Genomic DNA, 22,856 nt, shown 5'->3' with positions numbered 1-22,856 from the left:
AGGCTGGCATGACGTGATTGACGGGGTCCGTGCGGTGTCTGCGACAATGGGTCCAGCACCGCGCCACGCTCAAACCGGCGAACCAGACGCTGCGCCCTGCAGGCAGCAGGCGCGGCGGCTATCATTGACTGAAATCGGGCCCCTAAATTTTCATCGCGTTAATGGCAGATGGCCTACGCTGTGCTTTGTCTGGGTTGATTCGCGCCTTATCTGCTCTGTGACAGGGACTCCATGAAGGGACATCGCACTCAAGAAGCGCCCAAGCTCCTCGGGCTCACCTGGCCATTCATCGCCGTGGTGGTTTTCCAGGTCGCCCTTGGCAGCCTCAGCCTCTACACGCTTTCTGCCGTGCGTGCCTACGTGGCGGGCGAAAGCTTGTGGTCAAAGGCGCAAAAAGACGCCATCTACTACCTCAACCTGTACGCCACCACGCGCGACGAAGCCACCTATGGCCGCTACCAGCAGGCCATCGTGGTGCCCCAGGGCGATCACCGCGCGCGCAAGCTCATGGATCAGTCGAATCTGGACCTGGAGGCGGTGCGCCAGGCCGTCCTGCAAGGTGGCAACCACCCCGACGACGTGCAACGCATCATCTGGTTCTACCGCCACTTTCGTACTGTCAGCTACCTGCAGACAGCCATCAATTACTGGGACATCGGCGACGATTACCTGGCCAAGCTGAACGTGCTGGCAGGCGAGATGCACCAGCGCTTCGCCAGCGGGCCGGTCGATGAGCAGGTGATTCGTGCCTGGAAAAGCCGCATTGCCACCATCAACGAGGGGGTGACGCCGGCTGCCAAGGCGTTCAGCGATGCCCTGGGCGAGGGGTCGCGCGTCCTGCTGCGGGTGCTGCTGATCACCAACCTGCTGACTGCGATGATCCTGATCACCATCGCCTGGCGGCGCTCCAGCAAACTGCTGGCCCAGCGCCAGGCGTTTGCCAACGCGCTGGAGGAAGAAAAGGAGCGTGCGCAGATCACTTTGCAGGCTATCGGTGACGCGGTAATCACCACGGATGTGGAGGGCTTGATCGGCTACATGAACCCGGCGGCCGAGCAGCTGACCCACTGGAAGGCCGCCCAGGCCCTGGGCCTGCCGTTGTCGGCCCTGTTCACCCTGGTGGACGAGCACGACGTGGACGAGGGCCGCAGCCTAGTGGAGCAGGTGCTCAGTGGCAGTTTGAAAGGGGGCGCCGAACATGCCCGCCTGATTCAGCGCCTGGACGGCAGCACGGTGTCGATCAACCTGGTGGGCTCGTCCATTGTCAATGACGGACAGGTCAATGGCATCGTGCTGGTGCTGCACGACATGACCCAGGAGCGCCAGTACATCGCCAACCTCTCCTGGCAGGCCACGCACGATGCGCTGACAGGCCTGGCCAACCGTCGCGAGTTCGAATACCGGCTGGAGCAGGCGCTCAATGCGCTGGCGCGCCAGCCTGGGCGGCATTCACTGATGTTCCTGGACCTGGATCAGTTCAAGCTGGTCAACGATACGTGCGGCCATGCCGCCGGGGACGAGTTGCTTCGGCACATCTGCGCCGTGCTGCAATCGGGCCTGCGAGAAGGTGACACGCTGGCGCGGCTGGGGGGCGATGAGTTTGGCGTGTTGCTGGAGAATTGCCCGTCCGAGCAGGCCGAGCGGATTGCCGAGCAGTTACGCCAGACCGTCCAGAGCCTGCACTTCGTGTGGAAAGGCCGGCCGTTCGTGACCACGGTCAGCATCGGGCTGGTGCATATCGCTCAGACCCCCGGCACCCTCGAGGCATCACTGCGGGCTGCTGACATGGCCTGCTACATGGCCAAGGAAAAGGGGCGCAACCGGGTTCAGGTGTACCACGCCGATGACAGCGAGCTGTCCATTCGGTTTGGCGAGATGGCCTGGATTCAGCGCTTGCACGTGGCCCTGGAAGAGAACCGGTTCTGCCTGTACGCCCAGGAGATCGCGCCGTTGAAGGCTTTCGAGGGGCCCGGCCACATCGAAATCCTGTTGCGCCTGCACGATGAAAGCGGGCGCACCATACTCCCCAACAGCTTCATCCCGGCTGCCGAGCGCTACGGGCTGATTACCGCGCTCGATCGCTGGGTAGTGCGCAACGTCTTCATCATCATCCGCCAATGCCTGGATGCAGGCCACCAGGGGCCGCTGTCGACCTGCGCCATCAACCTGTCCGGTGCAAGCATCGGCGATGACAAGTTCCTCGAATACCTGCAGCGCCTGTTCGCCGAATATGCCATTCCTCCGCGCATGATCTGCTTCGAGATCACCGAAACCAGCGCCATTGCCAACCTGGGCAGCGCCATTCGCTTCATCAACGAGCTAAAAGGCCTGGGTTGTCGTTTTTCACTGGATGATTTCTGTGCAGGCATGTCATCGTTCGCCTACCTCAAGCATCTGCCCGTCGACTTCCTCAAGATCGACGGCAGCTTCGTCAAGGACATGCTGGACGATCCGGTCAACCGGGCCATGGTGGAGGTCATCAACCATATTGGCCATGTCATGGGCAAGCGCACCATTGCAGAATTCGTGGAAACACCCATGATCGAACAAGCGCTACAGGAAATTGGTGTCGATTACGCCCAGGGCTATCTGATCGAGCGGCCCCAGGTATTCACATGTGACAGTCTGCATCGCCAACGGATTGCCGCCCGGCCTCTGTTGCAGCGGGCGCCTGGCACCTTTCGTTAGCTGGAAATCACAAGGAACAAGGAGTAGACAGTGATTGATGCATTCGTTCGTATCGGGCCATTGATGGACCCGGCCAGTTACCCCAAATGGGCCCAGCAACTGCTTGCCGATTGCCATGAGAGCAAGCAGCGAGTGGTTGACCATGAGGTGTATCGACGTCTGCGTGACGGCAAATTGAAGCAAGCGACCATTCGCCAGTACCTGATCGGCGGCTGGCCGGTGGTCGAGCAGTTCTCGTTGTACATGGCCCATAACCTCACCAAGACCCGTTATGGCCGGCACCCAGGCGAGGACATGGCGCGGCGCTGGTTGATGCGTAATATCCGCGTGGAGCTTAACCATGCCGATTACTGGGTGAACTGGGCCCACGCCCACGGCATTCACCTGCACGACCTGCAGGCTCAGGATGTGCCGCCTGAGCTCAATGGCCTCAACGATTGGTGCTGGCGTGTGTGTGCCACGGAAAACCTGGCCATTGCCATGGCCGCCACCAACTATGCCATCGAAGGGGCCACCGGGGAGTGGTCGGCGGTGGTGTGTTCCACCGACACCTACGCGATGGGCTTCCCGGAAGAGCAGCGCAAGCGGGCCATGAAGTGGCTCAAGATGCACGCGCAGTATGACGACACCCACCCGTGGGAGGCGCTGGAGATCATCTGTACGCTGGTAGGCGAGAACCCGAGCACGGCCTTGCGCACCGAATTGCGCCGGGCCATCTGCAAGAGCTATGACTGCATGTACCTGTTCCTGGAGCGGTGCATGCAACTTGAAGCCACCCAGCACGAGCGGGCGAGCCCGGCGTTGGCGGCGGGGTGATTGCGCGCCTGTCGTGACGCAGGCTCAGCCCATCGCCGATACGCCGGCGATGGGCTGCGAAACGGCCGAGAACGCGCAAGGCGGCCTCAGGTAGACGAGCCGCTCACTGGGCGTTGAATGCCTGCCCGTTCACATCCTTGCTGTCAGGCCCCATCAGATAGAGGTAGACCGGCATGATTTGCTCGGGCAGCGGGTTGTCCTGGGGGTTCTCGCTCGGGTAGGCCTGCGCGCGCATGGCCGTACGCGTCGCGCCCGGGTTGATGCTGTTGGAGCGCACCGGCGCCACCCCTTCGAGTTCGTCGGCCAGGGTCTGCATCATGCCTTCGGTGGCGAACTTGGAGATGCCGTAGGCGCCCCAATAGGCGCGGCCCTTGCGCCCGACACTGCTGCTGGTGAACACCACCGAAGCGTCTTCGGACTGCTTGAGCAGCGGCAGCAGGGTGCTGGTGAGCATGAAGGTGGCATTGACGTTGATGTGCATGACGCGCATGAAGTTGTCGCCCGACAACTGTTCCAGGGGCGTGCGTGGACCGATGATCGAGGCGTTGTTGAGCAACCCGTCCAGGCGCCCGAACTGTTCCTCGATCATGACCGCCAGCTCGTCGTACTGATGGGCCAGGGCGGTTTCCAGGTTGAACGGGATCACCACAGGCTGGGGATGCCCGGCCGCTTCGATCTCGTCATAGAGCGCATTGAGGTTCGCTTCGGTCTTGCCGAGCAACAGCACCGTGGCGCCCAGGGCGGCGTAGGCTTTGGCCGCGGCAGCACCGATGCCGCGCCCGGCACCGGTGACCAGGATGACCCGGCCTTTGAGCAGGTCGGGGCGGGCAGTGTATTCGAACATGTCAGATCCTTTGGCGTTAGCGGTGATCAGCAACCACACAGGGCGCTGTCGATGACTTTACGCAGCTCCTGCGGGCTGTCCACCACCACGTCGGCACCCCAGTTGTTGGGGTTGTCCTCAGGATGGATGTAGCCGAAGCGTACCGCGGCGGTGCGGGTGCCAGCATCTCGGCCGGATTCGATATCGCGCAGGTCGTCACCGACGAACAGCACACTGGCAGGGTCCAGCGCCAGGGTCTTGCAGGCCAGGATGAGCGGCTCCGGGTCGGGTTTGCTGTTCTTTACATGATCCGGGCAGATCAGCAAGGCCGAACGCTCGGCCAGGCCCAGGCGCTGCATGATCGGCTCGGCGAAGCGCACCGGCTTGTTGGTGACCACGCCCCACAGCAGCTTGCCTCGCTCGATGTCCTCCAGCAGCTCGCTCATGCCATCGAACAGGCGGGTATGCACGGCGCAGTCGCGCTGGTAGCGCTCCAGGAACTCCAGGCGCAGGGCTTCGAAACCCTCGGCCTGCGGGTCCATGGCGAAGGTGGCGGCCACCATGGCGCGAGCACCACCGGAGATCACACCCCGGATCAGCTCGTCGTCGACGGCCGGCAGGCCTCGATCGGCGAGCATGGCCTGGCAGATGGCGATGAAATCGGGCGCCGTGTCCAGCAAGGTGCCGTCCATGTCGAAGAGTACCGCTCGCAGGCGCATGCTCATTCCTCGCGCAGGGTCTGGATCATGTAGTTGACATCCACGTCGCTGCTGAGCTTGTAGTGCTTGGTCAGCGGGTTGTAGGTCAGGCCGATGATATCCTTGACCTCAAGGCCGGCGACGCGGCTCCAGGCACCCAGCTCGGAAGGGCGGATGAACTTCTTGAAGTCATGGGTCCCGCGCGGCAGCATCTTGAGGATGTACTCGGCGCCGACGATGGCCAGCAGGTAGGCCTTGGGGTTGCGGTTGATGGTGGAGAAGAACACCTGGCCGCCTGGCTTGACCATGCGGTAGCAAGCGCGGATTACCGATGACGGGTCAGGTACGTGCTCGAGCATCTCAAGGCAGGTGACCACGTCGAAGGCACCGGGCATTTCTTCGGCCAGGGCCTCGGCCGTGACCTGACGGTATTCGACCTCCACGCCCGACTCCAGTTGATGCAGGCGGGCGACGGCCAGGGGCGCCTCGCCCATGTCGATGCCGGTCACCGAGGCGCCGCGCAGGGCCATGGCTTCGCTGAGGATGCCGCCGCCGCAACCCACGTCCAGCACTTTCTTGCCAGCCAGGTGGGCGCGCTCGTCGATCCAGTTGACGCGCAGCGGGTTGATATCGTGCAGCGGCTTGAACTCGCTCTCGCGGTCCCACCAGCGGTGGGCCAGCGCTTCGAATTTGGCGATTTCAGCGCGGTCGACGTTGCTCATTGAACAGTCCTCAGAAACGTGGGAATCAGCTTCACGTGGCAAGCTGCAAGGTACATGACATACAGACGGTGGCGTTGGCCCAAGCGTTCGCACGGCGTTCAGGCCGGGCTCGTGCACACCCCGTGGGCCTTTTGCCTGTCGGGCAGTGCGGTGGCTTTCTGTGCGTGGCCGTAAAGGCCCATGCCAGAGGGCGGGCGGCGATGGCGCCTCGGCCAGCGACGCTGTGCCCAACCTTGCTTGTGCTGCCGGATGTCTGCGGCGCGCAGCTTGCGCTGGAAAAGGCCGAAGTATACCCGAGCGCTCGGGGCGCCGGGTCGCTATAATCGCCGGCTTTTGATACGCGAACGACGGGGAGAGGTGATGCGCGAGCAACTTTTGGCGGCCGAGAAGGTGACCGGAATCCGCTGGCAGGGCGGCGTTCTGCATCTGCTCGACCAGCGCCTGCTGCCGTCCCAGGAACACTGGCTGGCCTGCGACACTGTCGCCCAGGTGGCCACCGCCATTCGCGACATGGCCGTGCGCGGCGCATCGGCCATCGGTATCGTGGCCGCGTATGGGCTGGTACTGGCCGCCGAGGAGCGTCTGGCAGAAGGTGGCGACTGGGAGATGGACCTCGAAGAGGATTTCATGCTCCTGGCCGAGGCGCGCCCTACCGCAGCCAACCTGTTCTGGGCCTTGAACCGGATGCGCGAGCGCCTGCAACGCCTGCGTCCCGACGAGAACGTGCTGGGCGCACTGGAAGCCGAGGCGCTGGCCATTCACGAAAGCGATCGCGAGGCCAACCTGACCATGGCCCAGCACGGCACCGAACTGATCCGCCGACACCAGGGCAATGCCCAGACGCTGCTGACCTACGGCAATGCCGGCGCCTTGGCCAGCGGCGGTTTCGGAACCGCGCTGGGGGTGATTCGCGCAGGCTTTCTGGAAGGCATGGTGGAGCGGGTGTACGCCGGGGAAACTCGCCCGTGGCTCCAGGGATCGCGGCTCACGGCCTGGGAGCTGGCCAACGAAGGCCTGCCGGTCACCCTGTGCGCCGATTCGGCCCTGGCGCACTTGATGAAGACCAAGGGCATCACCTGGGTCGTGGTCGGCGCTGATTGCATCGCTGCCAATGGGGATGTGGCCAGCAAGATCGGCACTTATCAACTGGCGGTCAGCGCCATGCACCATGGTGTGCGCTTCATGGTGGTAGCCCCGAGCAGCAGTATCGACCTGAACCTGGAGACGGGGGACGACATCCCGCTTGAAGAGCGCGAGCCGGATGAACTGCTCGACTATGCCGGCACGCGGGTGGCACCGGAGGTGGAGGTATTCAATCCGGTCTTCGACGTGACCCCGGCGGACCTGATTGATGTGATCGTGACCGAGCGCGGCATCATCGAACGCCCGGATACCGCCAAGCTGGCGCAGATGATGTGCCGCAAGCGCCTTCACTGAAGGGCGGCGCAGCAGACCCTTCGTGCGCCATAGCCTGCTGCCGACCTAGCAGGTGTTTACACGCGCCCAGGCGCACCTGCCCGGCGCGCTGTCGAGCGCGGGCCTGTGGGGCTCGCGGCTACCGTTCACCCCGGCGTGCACCGCTCGGCCAGGGCATGAATTCGCGGCCCGGCTGGCCACTTGCCGCATCTCCCACTACCCCTGCCGTTGTGGTAATATCCGGCAGTTTCCAAGACCCCGCTGTGCGGCGGTCTTCATTGCGCAGATCCATGGCACAACTCATTGATTTGTCGTAAGTCGTCACAGGCGAGTGCACTGCGGCGGCGAGCTTCGTTCGGCCCTTGATGGCGCTGCGAAGTTTCACCAGAAAAAGGAATCAGGCTTCTCATGGGCGAACTGGCCAAAGAAATCCTCCCGGTCAATATCGAAGACGAACTGAGACAGTCTTACCTCGACTACGCGATGAGCGTGATTGTCGGGCGAGCGCTGCCCGATGCGCGTGACGGCTTGAAGCCCGTGCATCGCCGCGTTCTCTTTGCGATGAGCGAACTGGGCAACGACTGGAACAAGCCGTACAAGAAATCCGCCCGTGTGGTCGGTGACGTGATCGGTAAGTACCACCCGCACGGCGACACTGCGGTCTACGACACCATCGTGCGTATGGCCCAGCCTTTCTCGCTGCGCTACCTGCTGGTCGACGGCCAGGGCAACTTCGGTTCGGTGGACGGCGACAACGCCGCGGCCATGCGATACACCGAAGTGCGCATGGCCAAGCTGGCTCATGAGCTGCTGGCCGACCTGCACAAGGAAACCGTCGACTGGGTGCCCAACTACGACGGCACCGAGCAGATCCCGGCGGTCATGCCGACGCGTATTCCCAACCTGCTGGTCAACGGTTCCAGCGGCATCGCCGTGGGCATGGCCACCAACATTCCGCCGCACAACCTGGGCGAAGTGATCGATGGCTGCCTGGCGCTGATCGACAACCCGGACGTCACCATCGATGAGCTGATGCAGCACATCCCCGGTCCCGATTTCCCTACCGCAGGCCTGATCAACGGCCGCCAGGGCATCATCGAGGCCTACCGCACCGGCCGTGGCCGCATCTACATGCGGGCCCGCTCCCAGATCGAAGACATCGACAAGGTGGGCGGTCGTCAGCAGATCGTGGTGACCGAGCTGCCGTACCAGTTGAACAAGGCGCGCCTGATCGAGAAGATCGCCGAGCTGGTCAAAGAGAAGAAGATCGAGGGCATCACCGAGCTGCGCGACGAGTCCGACAAGGACGGCATGCGCATCGTCATCGAGCTGCGTCGCGGCGAGGTGCCGGAGGTGGTGCTCAACAACCTGTACTCGCAGACCCAGCTGCAAAGCGTGTTCGGCATCAACGTCGTGGCCCTGGTCGATGGCCGTCCGCGCCTGCTCAACCTCAAGGACTTGCTCGAAGCCTTCGTGCGCCACCGCCGCGAAGTGGTCACCCGGCGCACCGTGTTCGAACTGCGCAAGGCGCGTGAGCGCGGCCACATCCTCGAAGGCCAGGCGGTTGCGCTGTCCAACATCGACCCGGTCATCGCGATGATCAAGGCCTCGCCCACCCCGTCGGAGGCCAAGGAAGCCCTGGTGTCCACCGCCTGGGAATCGAGTGCCGTGCAGGTCATGGTCGAACGTGCCGGTGCCGATTCGTGCCGCCCGGCCGACCTGCCTGAACAATACGGCCTGCGCGACGGCAAGTACTACCTGTCGCCGGAACAGGCCCAGGCGATCCTTGATCTGCGCCTGCACCGCCTGACTGGCCTGGAGCACGAGAAGCTGCTGGCCGAGTACCAGGAAATCCTGGAGCAGATCGGTGAGCTGATCCGCATTCTCAACAGCGCCGAGCGCCTGATGGAAGTGATCCGCGAAGAGCTCGAGGCGATTCGCGCCGAGTACGGCGATGCCCGCCGCACCGAGATCCTCAATGCCAGCCACGACCTCAACTACGGCGACATGATCCCCGAAGAAGAGCGCGTGGTGACCATTTCCCATGGTGGGTATGCCAAGACCCAACCATTGTCCGCCTACCAGGCCCAGCGCCGTGGCGGCAAGGGCAAGTCGGCCACCGGCGTGAAGGACGAGGACTACATCGAGCACCTGTTGGTCGCCAACAGTCACGCCACCCTGCTGCTGTTTTCCAGCAAGGGCAAGGTGTACTGGAAAAAGACCTACGAAATCCCCGAGGCATCTCGCGCTGCCCGTGGTCGCCCGCTGGTCAACCTGCTGCCGCTGGAAGAGGGTGAGCGCATCACCGCCATGCTGCAGGTCGATCTTGAGGCCTTGCAGCAGAACGCCGACCTTGAAGAAGAACTCGAAGACGCCGATGACGCCGTGCTCGAAGGCGAGCTGGTCGAAGTCGAGGAAGTGGACGAGGAAGAAGGCGACACCCCCGAGTGGGCGGCAGAGCCTACTGGCGCCTACATCTTCATGGCCACCGCTTCCGGCACTGTCAAGAAGACGCCGTTGGTCCAGTTTGCCCGTCCTCGCTCCAACGGCCTGATCGCCCTGAAGCTCAAGGAAGGTGACACCCTGATCGCTGCGGCCATCACCGATGGTGCCAAGGAAGTGATGATGTTCTCCGACGCCGGCAAAGTCATCCGCTTTGCCGAAAGCGTGGTGCGCGAAATGGGCCGTACCGCCCGCGGCGTGCGCGGCATGAAGCTGGGCAAGGGGCAGCAGATCATCTCGATGCTGATCCCGGAGTCCGGTGCGCAGATCCTCACCGCGTCCGAGCGTGGCTATGGCAAGCGTACCCCGCTGTCCAAGTTCCCTCGTCGCGGCCGTGGCGGCCAGGGCGTGATCGCCATGGGTACCAAGGGGCGCAATGGGTTGCTGATCGGCGCCATCCAGGTGCAGGAAGGTGAGGAAATCATGCTGATTTCCGATCAGGGCACACTGGTACGTACCCGGGTCGGCGAGGTGTCCAGCCTGAGCCGTAACACCCAGGGCGTGACGCTGATCAAGCTGGCCTCCGACGAGACGCTGGTGGGCCTTGAGCGCATCCAGGAGCCGTCCGAGGAAGAGCTCGATGCGCTCATCGAGCTTGACGAGGAGGGCGTGGAGGCCCAGGCCCCTGACGAGCAAGATGCAGCGGGCGCCGAAGAAGCCCCGCAAGAGTAAGTGCGCTGAATCCGAACGGGGCGACCAAGGTCGCCCCGTTTGACTGATCAAGCCAGGCATTTGGCCTGCAAGGGCCCCAGGCAGGCCTGGGCCACCGAATTACGATGTTGTTCTATTTGGCAGAGCGAGAGTGGATGTGAGCAAACGAGCCTTTAACTTCTGCGCAGGCCCTGCCGCGCTTCCTGATGCCGTGCTGCAGCGCGCCCAGGCCGAGATGCTGGACTGGCACGGCAAGGGCCTGTCGGTCATGGAGATGAGCCATCGCAGCGACGACTACGTGGCCATCGCCGAGAAGGCCGAGCAGGACTTGCGTGACCTGCTGTCCATCCCCTCCAATTACAAGGTGCTGTTCCTGCAGGGCGGCGCCAGCCAGCAATTTGCCGAAATCCCGCTCAACCTGTTGCCTGAAGACGGCACCGCCGACTACATCGAGACCGGTATCTGGTCGAAGAAAGCCATCGAGGAAGCGCGCCGCTTCGGCAACGTCAACGTGGCTGCCAGCGCCAAGCCCTACGACTACCTGGCCATCCCTGGTCAGAACGAATGGAACCTGACCGCCAACGCAGCCTACGTGCACTATGCCTCCAACGAGACCATCGGTGGCCTGCAGTTCGACTGGGTGCCACAGACCGGCGATGTGCCGCTGGTGGTCGACATGTCCTCCGACATTCTCTCGCGCCCCATCGACGTGTCGCAGTTCGGCCTGATCTACGCAGGTGCCCAGAAGAACATCGGCCCCAGCGGGCTGGTGGTGGTCATCGTGCGTGAAGACCTGCTGGGCCATGCCCGCAGCAGCTGCCCGACCATGCTCGACTACAAGGTTTCGGCAGACAATGGCTCGATGTACAACACGCCTGCGACTTATGCCTGGTACCTCTCGGGCCTGGTCTTCGAGTGGTTGAAGGAGCAGGGCGGCGTGGACGCCATGGAGCAGCGCAACCGTGCCAAGAAAGACCTGCTGTACGGGTTCATCGATGCCAGCGCGTTCTACAGCAACCCGATCAGCGTCAATGCCCGGTCGTGGATGAACGTGCCGTTCCGCCTGGCCGACGAGCGTCTGGACAAGGCCTTCCTGGCCGGTGCCGACGCCCGTGGCCTGCTCAACCTCAAGGGACACCGGTCAGTCGGAGGCATGCGTGCATCCATCTACAATGCCTTGGGTCTGGATGCGGTCGAAGCCTTGGTGGCCTACATGGCTGAATTCGAGAAGGAGCACGGTTGATGTCCGAGCATGAACTGCAGGCACTGCGTGTGCGCATCGACAGCCTCGACGAAAAGATTCTCGAGCTGATCAGCGAGCGTGCCCGCTGCGCCCAGGAAGTGGCCAAGGTCAAGACGGCGTCGTTGGCCGAGGGCGAGGAGCCGGTGTTCTATCGTCCCGAGCGCGAGGCTGCCGTGCTCAAGCGCGTGATGGAGCGCAACAAGGGCCCGCTGGACAACGAGGAGATGGCGCGGCTGTTCCGCGAGATCATGTCCTCGTGCCTGGCATTGGAAGAGCCGCTCAAGATCGCCTACCTGGGCCCTGAAGGCACCTTTACCCAGGCCGCCGCCATGAAGCATTTCGGTCATGCGGTAGTCAGCCGCCCGATGGCGGCCATCGACGAGGTGTTCCGCGAAGTGGCGGCCGGGGCCGTGAACTTCGGCGTGGTGCCGGTGGAAAACTCCACCGAAGGCGCAGTGAGCCACACCCTGGACAGCTTCCTCGAGCACGACATGGTGATCTGTGGCGAAGTGGAGCTGCGTATTCACCACCATCTGCTGGTGGGCGAGAACACCAAGACCGACAGTATCAGCCGCATCTACTCCCATGCCCAGTCATTGGCCCAGTGCCGTAAGTGGCTCGATGCCCACTACCCCAATGTCGAGCGGGTAGCGGTGTCGAGCAACGCCGAGGCTGCCAAGCGGGTCAAGGGTGAGTGGAACTCGGCGGCCATCGCCGGCGACATGGCGGCCAACCTGTACGGGCTGACCCGCCTTGCGGAGAAAATCGAGGACCGCCCGGACAACGCCACGCGGTTCCTGATGATTGGCAGCCAGGAAGTGCCACCCACTGGGGACGACAAGACCTCGATCATCGTCTCGATGAGCAACAAGCCCGGTGCCCTGCACGAGCTGTTGGTGCCGTTCCACCAGAACGGCATCGACCTGACCCGCATCGAGACCCGGCCTTCGCGCAGTGGCAAGTGGACGTATGTCTTCTTCATCGACTTCGTCGGTCATCACCGCGATCCGTTGATCAAGGCAGTGCTCGAACAGATCAGCCAGGAGGCGGTGGCGCTGAAAGTGCTGGGGTCTTATCCGAAGGCGGTGCTTTGAAGCGCAACCTTCCGGGCCGATGCATGGCCCCGTAAGCCCTCAAGGACTGCCTCGATTTTCGTACAGGGTTCATACCAGTGGTAAAAGCAGCAAAAACCAAACCCGTCCCGATCATCGACCGCCTGGTGGTGGTCGGTCTCGGTCTGATCGGTGGCTCGTTCGCCAAAGGCCTGCGTGAAAGTGGCCTATGCCGCGAAGTGGTCGGCGTCGACCTCGATGCGCCTTCGCGCAAGCAGGCCGTTGCCCTGGGCGTGGTCGACCGCTGCGAAGAGGATCTAGCCACGGCCTGCCTTGGCGCCGACGTGATCCAGCTGGCCGTGCCGATCCTGGCCATGGAGAAAGTCCTGGCGCGCCTGGCCCGGCTCGATCTGGGTGAGGCCGTGATCACTGACGTCGGCAGCGCCAAGGGTAACGTCGTGCGCGAAGCGCGTTCGGTCCTTGGCGAGCGCTTGTCGCGCTTCGTGCCTGGCCACCCCATCGCCGGCTCCGAGCAGAGCGGGGTGGAGGCGTCCAACGCCAGCCTGTTCCGTCGGCATAAGGTCATCCTCACGCCGCTGGCCGAAACCGACCCTGCTGCGTTGGCCCTGGTCGATCGCCTGTGGCGTACGCTGGAGGCTGACGTTGAGCATATGCCCGTCGAGCGCCACGACGAAGTGCTGGCTGCGACCAGCCACTTGCCACACCTGCTGGCCTTCGGGCTGGTCGATTCGCTGGCCAAGCGCAATGAAAACCTGGACATCTTCCGGTACGCTGCGGGAGGCTTTCGCGATTTCACGAGAATCGCCGGTAGCGACCCGACCATGTGGCATGACATCTTTCTCGCCAACCGCGACGCTGTCCTGCGCACACTCGATACATATCGCAGTGATCTCGACGCCTTGCGCGACGCGATCGCTGAAGGGGACGGGCACCAGCTGCTGGGTGTTTTCACCCGCGCTCGGTTTGCCCGCGAGCATTTCAGTAAAATCCTGGCCCGCCGGGCCTATGTGGACGCTATGAACGCCAACGATCTGATTTTCCTGGCCCAACCCGGTGGCCGCCTGAACGGGCGAATCCGCGTACCGGGCGACAAGTCGATTTCCCATCGCTCGATCATGCTCGGCTCGCTGGCCGAAGGCACCACCGAGGTCGAGGGTTTCCTCGAAGGTGAAGATGCCCTGGCGACCTTGCAGGCATTTCGCGACATGGGCGTCGTCATCGAAGGCCCCCATCAGGGCCGCGTGACCATCCATGGTGTCGGCCTGCACGGCCTGAAGCCGCCGCCGGGTCCACTGTACGTGGGTAACTCCGGCACCTCGATGCGCCTGCTGTCGGGCCTGCTGGCCGGCCAGTCGTTCGACGTCACCATGACCGGCGACGCCTCGCTTTCCAAGCGCCCGATGAACCGGGTGGCCAACCCGCTGCGCGAAATGGGCGCCGTGGTCGAGACCGGCCCCGAAGGCCGTCCGCCGCTGACCATTCGCGGCGGCAAGCCGCTCAAGGGCCTGACCTACACGCTGCCGATGGCCAGCGCCCAGGTCAAATCCTGCCTGCTGCTGGCCGGCCTGTACGCCGAGGGGCGCACCACCGTCACCGAGCCGGCGCCAACGCGCGACCACACTGAGCGCATGCTGCGCGGTTTCGGATACCACGTGCAGTCCGATGGCCCGGTCGCCTCGTTGCAGTCCGGCGGCAAACTCACCGCCACCCGCATCGAGGTGCCGGCCGATATCTCGTCTGCAGCGTTCTTCCTGGTGGCGGCATCCATTGCCGAGGGGTCGGAACTGGTGCTCGAACATGTCGGCATCAACCCGACCCGCACCGGCGTCATCGACATCCTGCGCCTGATGGGCGGCGACATCACCCTGGAGAACCAGCGTGAGGTGGGCGGTGAGCCGGTGGCGGACCTGCGTGTGCGCGGTGCCAAGCTCAAGGGTATCGAGATCCCGGAGGCGCTCGTGCCACTGGCCATCGACGAATTCCCCGTGCTGTTCGTCGCCGCTGCCTGCGCCGAAGGGCGTACCGTGCTGCGCGGTGCCGAAGAACTGCGCGTGAAAGAGTCCGACCGCATCCAGGTGATGGCCGATGGCCTGCTCACTTTGGGCATCCAGTGTGAGCCCACCCCCGATGGCATCATCATCGACGGCGGGCAACTGGGCGGCGGTGAAGTGCACGGGCACGGTGACCACCGCATCGCGATGGCCTTCAGCGTCGCATCGCTGCGCGCCAGCGCGCCGATTCGTATCCATGACTGCGCCAACGTCGCCACTTCGTTCCCCAACTTCCTGTCGCTGTGCGCTGAGGTTGGCATCCGCGTGGCCGAAGAGGGCAAGTCGTGAGCGCCTTGACGCCAGTCATTACTATCGACGGGCCCAGTGGTTCCGGCAAGGGGACCGTGGCCGGTCTGATGGCGCGCGAGCTGGGCTGGCGGCTGCTGGATTCGGGCGCGCTGTACCGTCTGCTGGCCTTCAATGCCAGCAACCATGGCGTGGACCTGACCAACGAGGAGTTGCTGACTCAGCTTGCCGCCCATCTGGATGTGCAATTCATTGCCGCCGAGCCCGGTAAACTGCAGCAGATCATTCTCGAGGGTGAGGATGTCAGCAACGTGATTCGCACCGAGACCGTCGGTGCCGGTGCTTCCATGGTTGCTTCGCTGCCTGCGGTGCGCGATGCGCTGCTGGTGCGCCAGCGCGCCTTTCGCGAGGCCCCAGGCCTGATTGCCGATGGCCGTGACATGGGCACGGTGGTGTTTCCGGACGCGCCGCTGAAGGTATTTCTGACCGCCAGTGCCGAGGAACGTGCCCGCCGCCGTTACCTTCAGTTGAAGGGCAAGGGTGAAGATGTTAGTCTGTCGAGTCTGCTGGATGAGATTCGTGCGCGTGACGAGCGCGACACCCAACGTGCAGTGGCCCCGCTCAAACCAGCGGCTGATGCCATTCAGTTGGACTCAACCGAGTTGTCCATCGAGCAGGTGTTGCAACGTATCAGGAGCGAGCTCGCCTTGCGCGATCTCCTCTGATAACCAGGAAGGCAGGCAGGGGCACCAGTCAACGTCCTGCCCGCTTTCCTTTATCTAAACGAAACCCACATTGTCTGGAATGTGGCGATGGGCGTCTGTTTCGCCCGAATCTACAGGAATTAAAATGAGCGAAAGCTTTGCAGAACTCTTTGAAGAAAGCCTGAAAACCCTCAATCTTCAGCCGGGTGCGATCATCACCGGTATCGTTGTCGACATCGACGGCGACTGGGTTACCGTACACGCTGGCCTGAAGTCCGAGGGCGTCATCCCGCTCGAGCAGTTCTACAACGAAGCTGGCGAGCTGACCATCAAGGTCGGTGACGAAGTGCACGTTGCGCTGGACGCGGTCGAAGACGGCTTTGGCGAAACCAAGCTGTCCCGTGAAAAAGCCAAGCGCGCCGAGTGCTGGATTGTTCTGGAAGCAGCTTTCGCCGCCGAAGAAGTGGTCAAGGGCGTTATCAACGGTAAGGTTAAGGGCGGCTTCACTGTCGACGTTAACGGCATCCGTGCGTTCCTGCCGGGCTCCCTGGTTGATGTCCGCCCAGTGCGCGACACCACCCACCTGGAAGGCAAAGAGCTGGAATTCAAGGTCATCAAGCTCGACCAGAAGCGCAACAACGTTGTCGTTTCCCGTCGCAGCGTGCTGGAAGCCGAGAACTCCGCCGAGCGCGAAGCCCTGCTGGAAACCCTGCAGGAAGGCCAGCAAGTCAAAGGTATCGTCAAGAACCTCACCGACTACGGCGCATTCGTGGACCTGGGCGGTATCGACGGCCTGCTGCACATCACCGACATGGCTTGGAAGCGTATCAAGCACCCATCGGAAATCGTTAACGTTGGCGACGAAGTCGACGTACGCGTTCTGAAGTTCGACCGCGAGCGCAACCGCGTTTCGCTGGGTCTGAAGCAGATGGGCGAAGATCCGTGGGTAGCTATCACTGCCCGTTACCCAGAAGGTACTCGCGTACAGGCTCGCGTAACCAACCTGACCGACTACGGCTGCTTCGCTGAGCTGGAAGAAGGCGTTGAAGGTCTGGTACACGTTTCCGAAATGGACTGGACCAACAAGAACATCCACCCGTCGAAAGTCGTTCAGGTTGGCGACGAAGTGGAAGTCATGGTTCTGGACATCGACGAAGAGCGTCGTCGTATCTCCCTGGGCATCAAGCAGTGCAAGTCCAACCCATGGGAAGACTTCTCCGGCCAGTTCAACAAGGGTGACAAGATCACCGGTACCATCAAGTCGATCACCGACTTCGGTATCTTCATTGGTCTGGACGGCGGCATCGACGGCCTGGTTCACCTGTCCGACATCTCCTGGAACGAAACCGGCGAAGAAGCCGTACGTCGTTTCAAGAAGGGCGACGAGCTGGAAACCGTCATCCTGTCGGTCGATCCAGAGCGCGAGCGCATCTCCCTGGGCATCAAGCAGCTGGAAGACGATCCGTTCTCCAACTTCGTTGCTGTCAATGACAAGGGCGCTATCGTCAAGGGCATCGTGAAAGAAGTTGACGCCAAAGGTGCCATCGTCACCCTGGCCGACGACATCGAAGCCACTCTGAAAGCTTCCGAAATCAGCCGTGACCGCGTTGAAGACGCGCGTAACGTTCTGAAGGAAGGCGAAGAGATCGAAGCCAAGATCATCAGCGTTGACCGCAAATCGCGTGTCATCAGCCTGTCGATCAAGTCCAAAGACGACGCTGAAGAGCGTGAAGCCATCCAGAGTCTGAAAAACGCTCCGGAAGCGGCTGCCGATACCACCATGGCTGCGCTGCTGCGCGAAGCAATGGCCAAGCAGAACTGAGTTCTGTTTGATCGGTAAAAAGGGCGACCCTCGGGTCGCCCTTTTTTATGGGCGTTATCTTCGCCTCGTTTAGGGCGTGTCCCTACGTTTTTCGTGGTTGAACTCGCTTGCCTCAACCCGCTAAGGTCCCGACCTTGATTTTCGAGAGACAACCATGGGCTATCTGATCATCGTTGCGCTTATCCAGGCGTTCTCTTTCAGCTTGATAGGCGAGTACCTGGCCGGCCACGTCGACAGCTATTTTGCCGTGCTTGCACGCGTGGTGCTGGCGGGCCTGGTCTTTCTGCCGTTGACCCGATGGCGGCAGGTAGAACCGCGCTTTGTCCGCTCGATGCTGCTGATAGGTGCCTTGCAGTACGGCATCACCTACGTGTGCCTTTACTTGAGCTTTCGCGTGCTCAGCGTACCTGAGGTATTGCTGTTCACCATTCTTACGCCGTTGCACGTGACCCTGATCGAAGATGCCATGAACCGGCGGTTCAACCCATGGGCGCTGCTGGCAGCGCTGGTGGCCGTAGCCGGCGCGGCGGTGATTCGCTTCGACAGCATCAGTGGCGAATTCTTTATGGGTTTCCTGTTGCTGCAGCTGGCCAACTTCACGTATGCCGCGGGCCAAGTGTTGTATCGGCATCTGGTTGCCCGTTTTCCCAGTGACCTGCCGCACTATGCGCGGTTCGGCTATTTCTACCTGGGGGCACTGTTGGTGGTCCTACCTGCGTTTGTGTTGTTCGGCAACAGCGCACACCTGCCCAGCACGTCGGTGCAGTGGGGCGTGTTGGTGTTTCTGGGGCTGTGCCCCACGGCGCTGGGCCTGTACTGGTGGAATAAGGGTGCTTGCCTGGTATCGGGTGGCACGCTCGCCGTGATGAACAACCTGCACGTGCCGGTGGGGCTGCTGCTCAACCTGCTGATCTGGAACCAGCATGAACCGCTTGGGCGGCTTCTGGCAGGCGGAGCCATCATTCTGGGATCAGTATGGTTGAGTCGTTTCAGTGCACGGGCACAGGCCCCAATGCCCGGCAAAGCCTGACATGCACACCGTTTTCGTGATTGTCGCACCGATCTTCGCCTTGATCATCGTCGGCTACCTGTGCCGCCGTACCCATAAACTGGGCGACAAGGCAGCGGCCGAAATCAACAAGATGGTGGTCTGGCTGTGCCTGCCGGCCTTGCTGTTCAAGGTCACCGCCACGGCCACCTGGGCTGAAATCTGGCACCCTGGTTTCATCGCCGCATTTGGCGCCGGGGCCCTGGCGATGTTTGCGATAACCCTGCTATGGCGGCTGCGCGGCGGCCATGGATTAGTGGCGTCGAGCATCGATGGGCTGAGTGCCGGCTACGCCAACACCGGCTACATCGGCATTCCCTTGTGCTTGCTGCTGTTCGGTCAGCCTGGCTTGCAACCAGCGCTGATTTCATCGCTGATTGTGGTCTGCCTGGTATTTGCCCTGTCGCTGATGCTGATCGAAATCGGCTTGCAGGATGAGCCCGAAGTGGGCCGCGCCGTGGGTCTGGTGCTCAAGGCGTTGGCCAAAAACCCGCTGGTCGTCGCGCCGCTGGCAGGCGCAGCGTGGGCCATGACCGGGCTGGGGCTGGCCGAACCGGTGATGCACTTGCTCGACATGCTCGCATTGGCCACCACGCCCTGTGCATTGGTGTCGCTCGGAGCCTTTCTGGCAGAGAAACAGCCGCGCGCACAGGCCAGCCCCTGGCCGCTGGTGGCGTTGAAATTGATCGGCCAGCCGGCGCTGACCTGGGTGCTGGCGTACAAGGTGTTTCACCTGCCCGACATGTGGGCCGCCTCGGCCGTGCTGCTGGCTGCACTGCCCACCGGTACTGGGCCGTTCATGCTGGCGGAGTACTACAACCGGGATGCGGGCTTGATCTCCAGGACCATTCTCTGGTCAACGGTGGTCTCACTGCTGACCTTGACGGCGCTGCTTTACCTTTTGGGGTATGCGCAGTGAATGAGCGGTTCGAACGCTCAGAGATTCCGATCGCGTTCAGCGACATGCTGGCCGGGACCTGAACACTGAGGGTGAGGCGCTGGTCCAGAACGCCTCACCGACACGGCTGCTTGACCGCCGGGTAGGTCGCTAGCGCACCAGCAGCCAGATCAAGGCCACCACGAATACCACGCCAGCCACGATCATCCAGCGCGGCCGGCTGTTTTGCTGTGGCTGCGCCTGGGCGTGGGGCCGGGTGTGCGTCTGCTCCTCGTCAGGTTCAGCGGGTCGCGCCTGCGGGGCAGGGGCGTGCGGCGCCGCAAGCGGCACCTCCTCCCCGCGCAACAATCGCACCAGTCGCGGCCAGCCTGCCTGCTCGGCCAGTTGCAACGGCGTTTGACCCAGCGGGTTGAGCGCCGAGGTGTCGGCCCCGTGCTCAAGCAGAGCGCTCACCACCGGGTAGTTGCCCGCCAGCGTTTCGCGGTGCAGCAGCAACCAACCGCCCTCATCGGAGTCGGTCACCATGGCAGGATGTTGCACCAGTGCATCGTGCACCTGCGCCACCATGCTCACGGCCATGGGATGGTCAGCCTCTTCCAGCCGCTTGAGCGCTTCGGCGTCAGCGGGAGTATCCAGGGCCCGCGAGAGCAATACCTGAGGTTGCCCTTTGGGTGCCGGTACGAGCGCCACGAACCCGGGCTCACCAAATTCCAGGCCCCACGCCGCATCGTGTTCTGCACGTTCGGTTGCGGGCATCTCGCTGCGCATTGCATCGATGGTGAAGCCTCCATAGACCTCACCGGCAGACACGTACATCCAGTCAGTGAGCGCCGAAAACGGCAGCGTCACACGCTGCGCTGCATCGAAGCCCGTAGCCCATTCCGGTTCGTTGAGCAGTACGCCGCTGATCGAGACGCCGTCGAACGCCACTTCGCTGAGCCACATGTTCTCGACGGTTGGCAGTTCCGGGTCGTCGCCCTGGACCGGGAAAGCCATCTTCACGGCGGCCATTTCCAGGCCCTTGATGATCCGGCGCGCCTCCCAGGAGAGCTCGCGCCAGAAGAACTTGAACGTGGCCTGTGCATTGGCGATGGCGGCTTGAAGGGCAGGGCTGTTGTCGTCGGCCGGGTAGATGATTTGCTCGGTCATGGGGTACATCCGTGTGAGTGCGCGTTGATGACGAAGAGTATCAAGGTCATCTGACCGAAGAGCAGGGAGCTGGTTCGAGAGGCTGGCGAGCCTTGAACACAGCCATAGTCTTTCGTAACGTTCTTCTGGGGTTGGGAGGCAGGAATTGGCTTTCTCGGAAGCTCGTACAGAGTCTAGGCATGCCGGATTCAACGTTTATAAGGTAAGGCACTAAAGCTTGATTCACCTCAGTTCAGACGCCGGTGCAATACTAGACCGCATAGGCGTGGGTCCATAGAATCCATAGAGACACTACACTCCTTTCATGCGATTTTGTTGGTAGCGCTTGACTGCGACTGCATAGCTCCGCTAGTTATGGAGTCTCCATAGCCAGAGTGGAAGCAGCCCTGATCGCGTCCACATATTCAGCGAAGGACCTGCTCCTGGTAGCACTACGGCTACCTATTAATGAGGAGGCATCTAATTGGATAAGACATACGCCTATGTGGACGAGTCAGGTAATTCTGATCTGGGCATATCCAAGGCCGGGAGCTCTCGTTTCTTCGTCATTTGTTCCATTCTTGTTGCTGAGAAAAATCTGCAGGATGCCTACCACTGTGCCGAGGCGCTCCGGCGGAAGCACTTCCAAACGGGCGAAATCAAGTCCAGTAAGGTGCGGGCGAAGGATGCTGAGCGACGTGTTCGTATTCTGACCGACCTGGCGAACCTTCCGATCAAGCTCTATTTCGTGGCGGTGGAGAAGGAGCGCATCTACAAAGATGGGGGGCTGCAATTCAAGACCTCGTTCGTGAAGCATATCAACGGATTGCTTTACAACCGACTTTTCACGAACTGCCACAGTCTGCAGATGATGGTAGATGAGCATGGCGGAGCTGAGTTTCAGGAAAGCCTTAAGGCCTACGTTGAGGATCGCTATATGGGAGACCTCTTCGGGGACGATCATGCATTCCAGACAAAATCCAGCAAGGATGATGTGTTGATTCAGGTCGCTGATTTCTTTGCGGGGTCCGTGGCCCAGCTCTATGAGCAAAAAGCTGTCGGCATTATTACTGAGGTCTATAAAAAGATCCTACGTGAGCAGACGCTCGGCATTCTCGAATGGCCACCCAAGTTCAATTCGCTGGTTGCTCCCTCGATGGATGATTCCAGCTACGCGGACTGGCATGTGCATCAGGAGGCTCTGCGTCAGGCGGATATTTTCATCGATAAAGCCGGCCTTTATCCGGACGAGGACGAGCGTTTGCAGCTCAGTATTCTGGATTACCTCAGATTCCAGAGTGAGTTTGTGACCAAGGACTACATTCCAATAGCCGACATCCTTGCTCATCTGGAGGAGAGGGGCTTTGGTGATCTGTCCAAGCAGCGTGTGAGGTCGAGCGGCATTGCAAAGTTACGAGATGCTGATGTCATCATCACGAGTACATCCAAGGGATATAAGATTCCCCAAACAAGAGCTGACATCAATGACTTTCTCGAGATGGCATCAGGTGTGGTCGTGCCGTTGCTTGAGCGTGTCAAAAAAGCCCGAGAGGTTTACATGCTCAGTAGTCGAGGTGAGTACGACATCATCAAGGCTTCAAGGCTCGTGGACCTACAGAAACTACTATCCTCACTTGATGACCTGATCACAGAGAGATGATGGGTAGCTTTCGGTACAGGCCGAGGGATGATTGAAGCGTTCTTTCGCCGAAAGAGGGTGACTCACCAAAGGCGGCGGGACGGACAAAGTGATTTCACCGCTCGCGGTTTCGTATGAGGCTCGCGTCGACAGCGTAACGATCATAGCCCGTCGTCTGGCTGGCGAAATGGTCTGCCGCGCTTGTTTCTTGCAATGTCCGTCAGCGCTTACTCCGTCCAGTGCATAGCGGCAGAAATCAGACTATACATCTTCCCTGTAGGGCATTTCCCAAAGATACTCTCACCCATTGCAGTGTTCCAGGTTGGCCCCTAATCTCAGCCAGTCGTTGCGACTCAACGACCGGCTTTGACAGGCCGACTCAAATTGCAATCCATAGCTTGGCCTTCAATGGCGGCTGTACATGGGGCGCCTTCGGGTGCGCCGGGTTTCTCAATTTGACCGGTCTGTCAACCTGTGTACAGCTGCCACCCTTTGTTTGACAGCAGATGGTGGTAGTACCCAATCTCAAATTGAGGGTCATACCATGCTGAAAATAGTGCCGGATCCCCCTTCCTTCTCTCCACTTCAGGTACTGCTTTTCGATTTCAGGACGCTGTTCGTACTGTGCGAGGCTGGCAGTTAGCGGCACGCAGGCATGCAGCCTAGATTTCCCATCTCACAATGTCGG

The 22,856-nt window shown here is 61.7% G+C and carries 16 protein-coding genes; 12 read left to right on the top strand and 4 right to left on the bottom strand.

Features of this window, described 5'->3' with window-relative positions; translation table 11 throughout:
• Positions 1 to 231 precede the first annotated feature (231 nt).
• Together NMB38_RS15490 and NMB38_RS15485 are read left to right on the top strand one after the other, a co-directional pair.
• Entirely contained in the window at positions 232 to 2,688 is a 2,457-nt protein-coding gene (locus tag NMB38_RS15490) for an EAL domain-containing protein (RefSeq protein ID WP_494354829.1), read from the top strand.
• Between the two features lie 30 nt (positions 2,689 to 2,718).
• Positions 2,719 to 3,504, top strand: a complete 786-nt coding sequence (locus NMB38_RS15485; RefSeq protein WP_028688044.1) for an iron-containing redox enzyme family protein — start codon at positions 2,719 to 2,721, stop codon at positions 3,502 to 3,504.
• Between the two features lie 103 nt (positions 3,505 to 3,607).
• Here the strand turns inward: NMB38_RS15485 and NMB38_RS15480 are convergent, their stop codons facing one another.
• The 3 genes from NMB38_RS15480 to ubiG are packed head-to-tail and all read right to left on the bottom strand — an operon-like array spanning position 3,608 to position 5,747.
• A complete protein-coding gene (locus NMB38_RS15480) occupies positions 3,608 to 4,348 on the bottom strand; it encodes a YciK family oxidoreductase (protein WP_028688043.1) in 741 nt (246 codons plus the stop codon).
• 26 nt (positions 4,349 to 4,374) lie between these two features.
• On the bottom strand, positions 4,375 to 5,046 hold the full coding sequence (gene mupP, locus NMB38_RS15475) for an N-acetylmuramic acid 6-phosphate phosphatase MupP (RefSeq protein WP_028688042.1): 672 nt from the start codon (positions 5,044 to 5,046) through the stop codon (positions 4,375 to 4,377).
• A 2-nt stretch (positions 5,047 to 5,048) separates the two neighbouring features.
• Positions 5,049 to 5,747 carry a bifunctional 2-polyprenyl-6-hydroxyphenol methylase/3-demethylubiquinol 3-O-methyltransferase UbiG gene (gene ubiG / locus NMB38_RS15470; protein WP_023533768.1) on the bottom strand — a complete coding sequence of 233 codons (699 nt, stop codon included), beginning with the start codon at positions 5,745 to 5,747 and terminating at the stop codon, positions 5,049 to 5,051.
• Between the two features lie 360 nt (positions 5,748 to 6,107).
• On the opposite strand from ubiG, the gene mtnA reads away from it, so the two are divergent.
• The 9 genes from mtnA to NMB38_RS15425 all read left to right on the top strand — a co-directional run bounded on the left by mtnA (position 6,108) and on the right by NMB38_RS15425 (position 19,422).
• Positions 6,108 to 7,184: an S-methyl-5-thioribose-1-phosphate isomerase gene (gene mtnA / locus NMB38_RS15465; RefSeq protein ID WP_028688041.1), complete on the top strand. Its 1,077-nt coding sequence runs from the start codon at positions 6,108 to 6,110 to the stop codon at positions 7,182 to 7,184.
• 387 nt (positions 7,185 to 7,571) lie between these two features.
• Positions 7,572 to 10,337 (top strand): DNA gyrase subunit A, encoded by a 2,766-nt coding sequence (gyrA, locus tag NMB38_RS15460; RefSeq protein WP_027915875.1) that lies wholly within the window; start codon positions 7,572 to 7,574, stop codon positions 10,335 to 10,337.
• Positions 10,338 to 10,473: 136 nt separating this feature from the next.
• The gene (gene serC / locus NMB38_RS15455; protein WP_023533733.1) at positions 10,474 to 11,559 is read left to right on the top strand and encodes a 3-phosphoserine/phosphohydroxythreonine transaminase; all 1,086 of its coding nucleotides are present in this window, start codon (positions 10,474 to 10,476) and stop codon (positions 11,557 to 11,559) included.
• Positions 11,559 to 12,653, top strand: coding sequence for a prephenate dehydratase (gene pheA / locus NMB38_RS15450; RefSeq protein WP_345956331.1), 1,095 nt, complete (start codon positions 11,559 to 11,561; stop codon positions 12,651 to 12,653). Before serC ends, pheA begins: the two co-directional genes overlap by 1 nt.
• Before the next feature lie 110 nt (positions 12,654 to 12,763).
• Positions 12,764 to 14,971, top strand: coding sequence for a bifunctional prephenate dehydrogenase/3-phosphoshikimate 1-carboxyvinyltransferase (locus NMB38_RS15445; RefSeq protein WP_028688040.1), 2,208 nt, complete (start codon positions 12,764 to 12,766; stop codon positions 14,969 to 14,971).
• Positions 14,968 to 15,654: a (d)CMP kinase gene (gene cmk / locus NMB38_RS15440; RefSeq protein ID WP_023533778.1), complete on the top strand. Its 687-nt coding sequence runs from the start codon at positions 14,968 to 14,970 to the stop codon at positions 15,652 to 15,654. Before NMB38_RS15445 ends, cmk begins: the two co-directional genes overlap by 4 nt.
• Positions 15,655 to 15,778: 124 nt before the next feature.
• Positions 15,779 to 17,455, top strand: coding sequence for a 30S ribosomal protein S1 (rpsA, locus tag NMB38_RS15435; protein WP_003252673.1), 1,677 nt, complete (start codon positions 15,779 to 15,781; stop codon positions 17,453 to 17,455).
• 154 nt (positions 17,456 to 17,609) lie between these two features.
• On the top strand, positions 17,610 to 18,485 hold the full coding sequence (locus NMB38_RS15430) for a carboxylate/amino acid/amine transporter (protein WP_111475164.1): 876 nt from the start codon (positions 17,610 to 17,612) through the stop codon (positions 18,483 to 18,485).
• Between the two features lies 1 nt (position 18,486).
• Positions 18,487 to 19,422, top strand: coding sequence for an AEC family transporter (locus NMB38_RS15425; protein WP_027915878.1), 936 nt, complete (start codon positions 18,487 to 18,489; stop codon positions 19,420 to 19,422).
• A gap of 129 nt (positions 19,423 to 19,551) precedes the next feature.
• On the opposite strand, the gene NMB38_RS15420 is transcribed toward NMB38_RS15425, so the two are convergent.
• Positions 19,552 to 20,550: a DUF2314 domain-containing protein gene (locus NMB38_RS15420; RefSeq protein WP_088523380.1), complete on the bottom strand. Its 999-nt coding sequence runs from the start codon at positions 20,548 to 20,550 to the stop codon at positions 19,552 to 19,554.
• A 463-nt stretch (positions 20,551 to 21,013) separates the two neighbouring features.
• Here NMB38_RS15420 and NMB38_RS15415 point away from each other — a divergent pair, with 463 nt between their 5' ends.
• Entirely contained in the window at positions 21,014 to 22,189 is a 1,176-nt protein-coding gene (locus tag NMB38_RS15415) for a DUF3800 domain-containing protein (RefSeq protein WP_345956330.1), read from the top strand.
• The last annotated feature ends 667 nt before the right edge of the window (positions 22,190 to 22,856 follow it).

The sequence above is a fragment of the Pseudomonas sp. FBCC-B35 genome (assembly GCF_059133755.1).
Note: the sequence above shows the minus strand (reverse complement) of the source record. Positions and strands in the feature narration are given on the sequence as shown.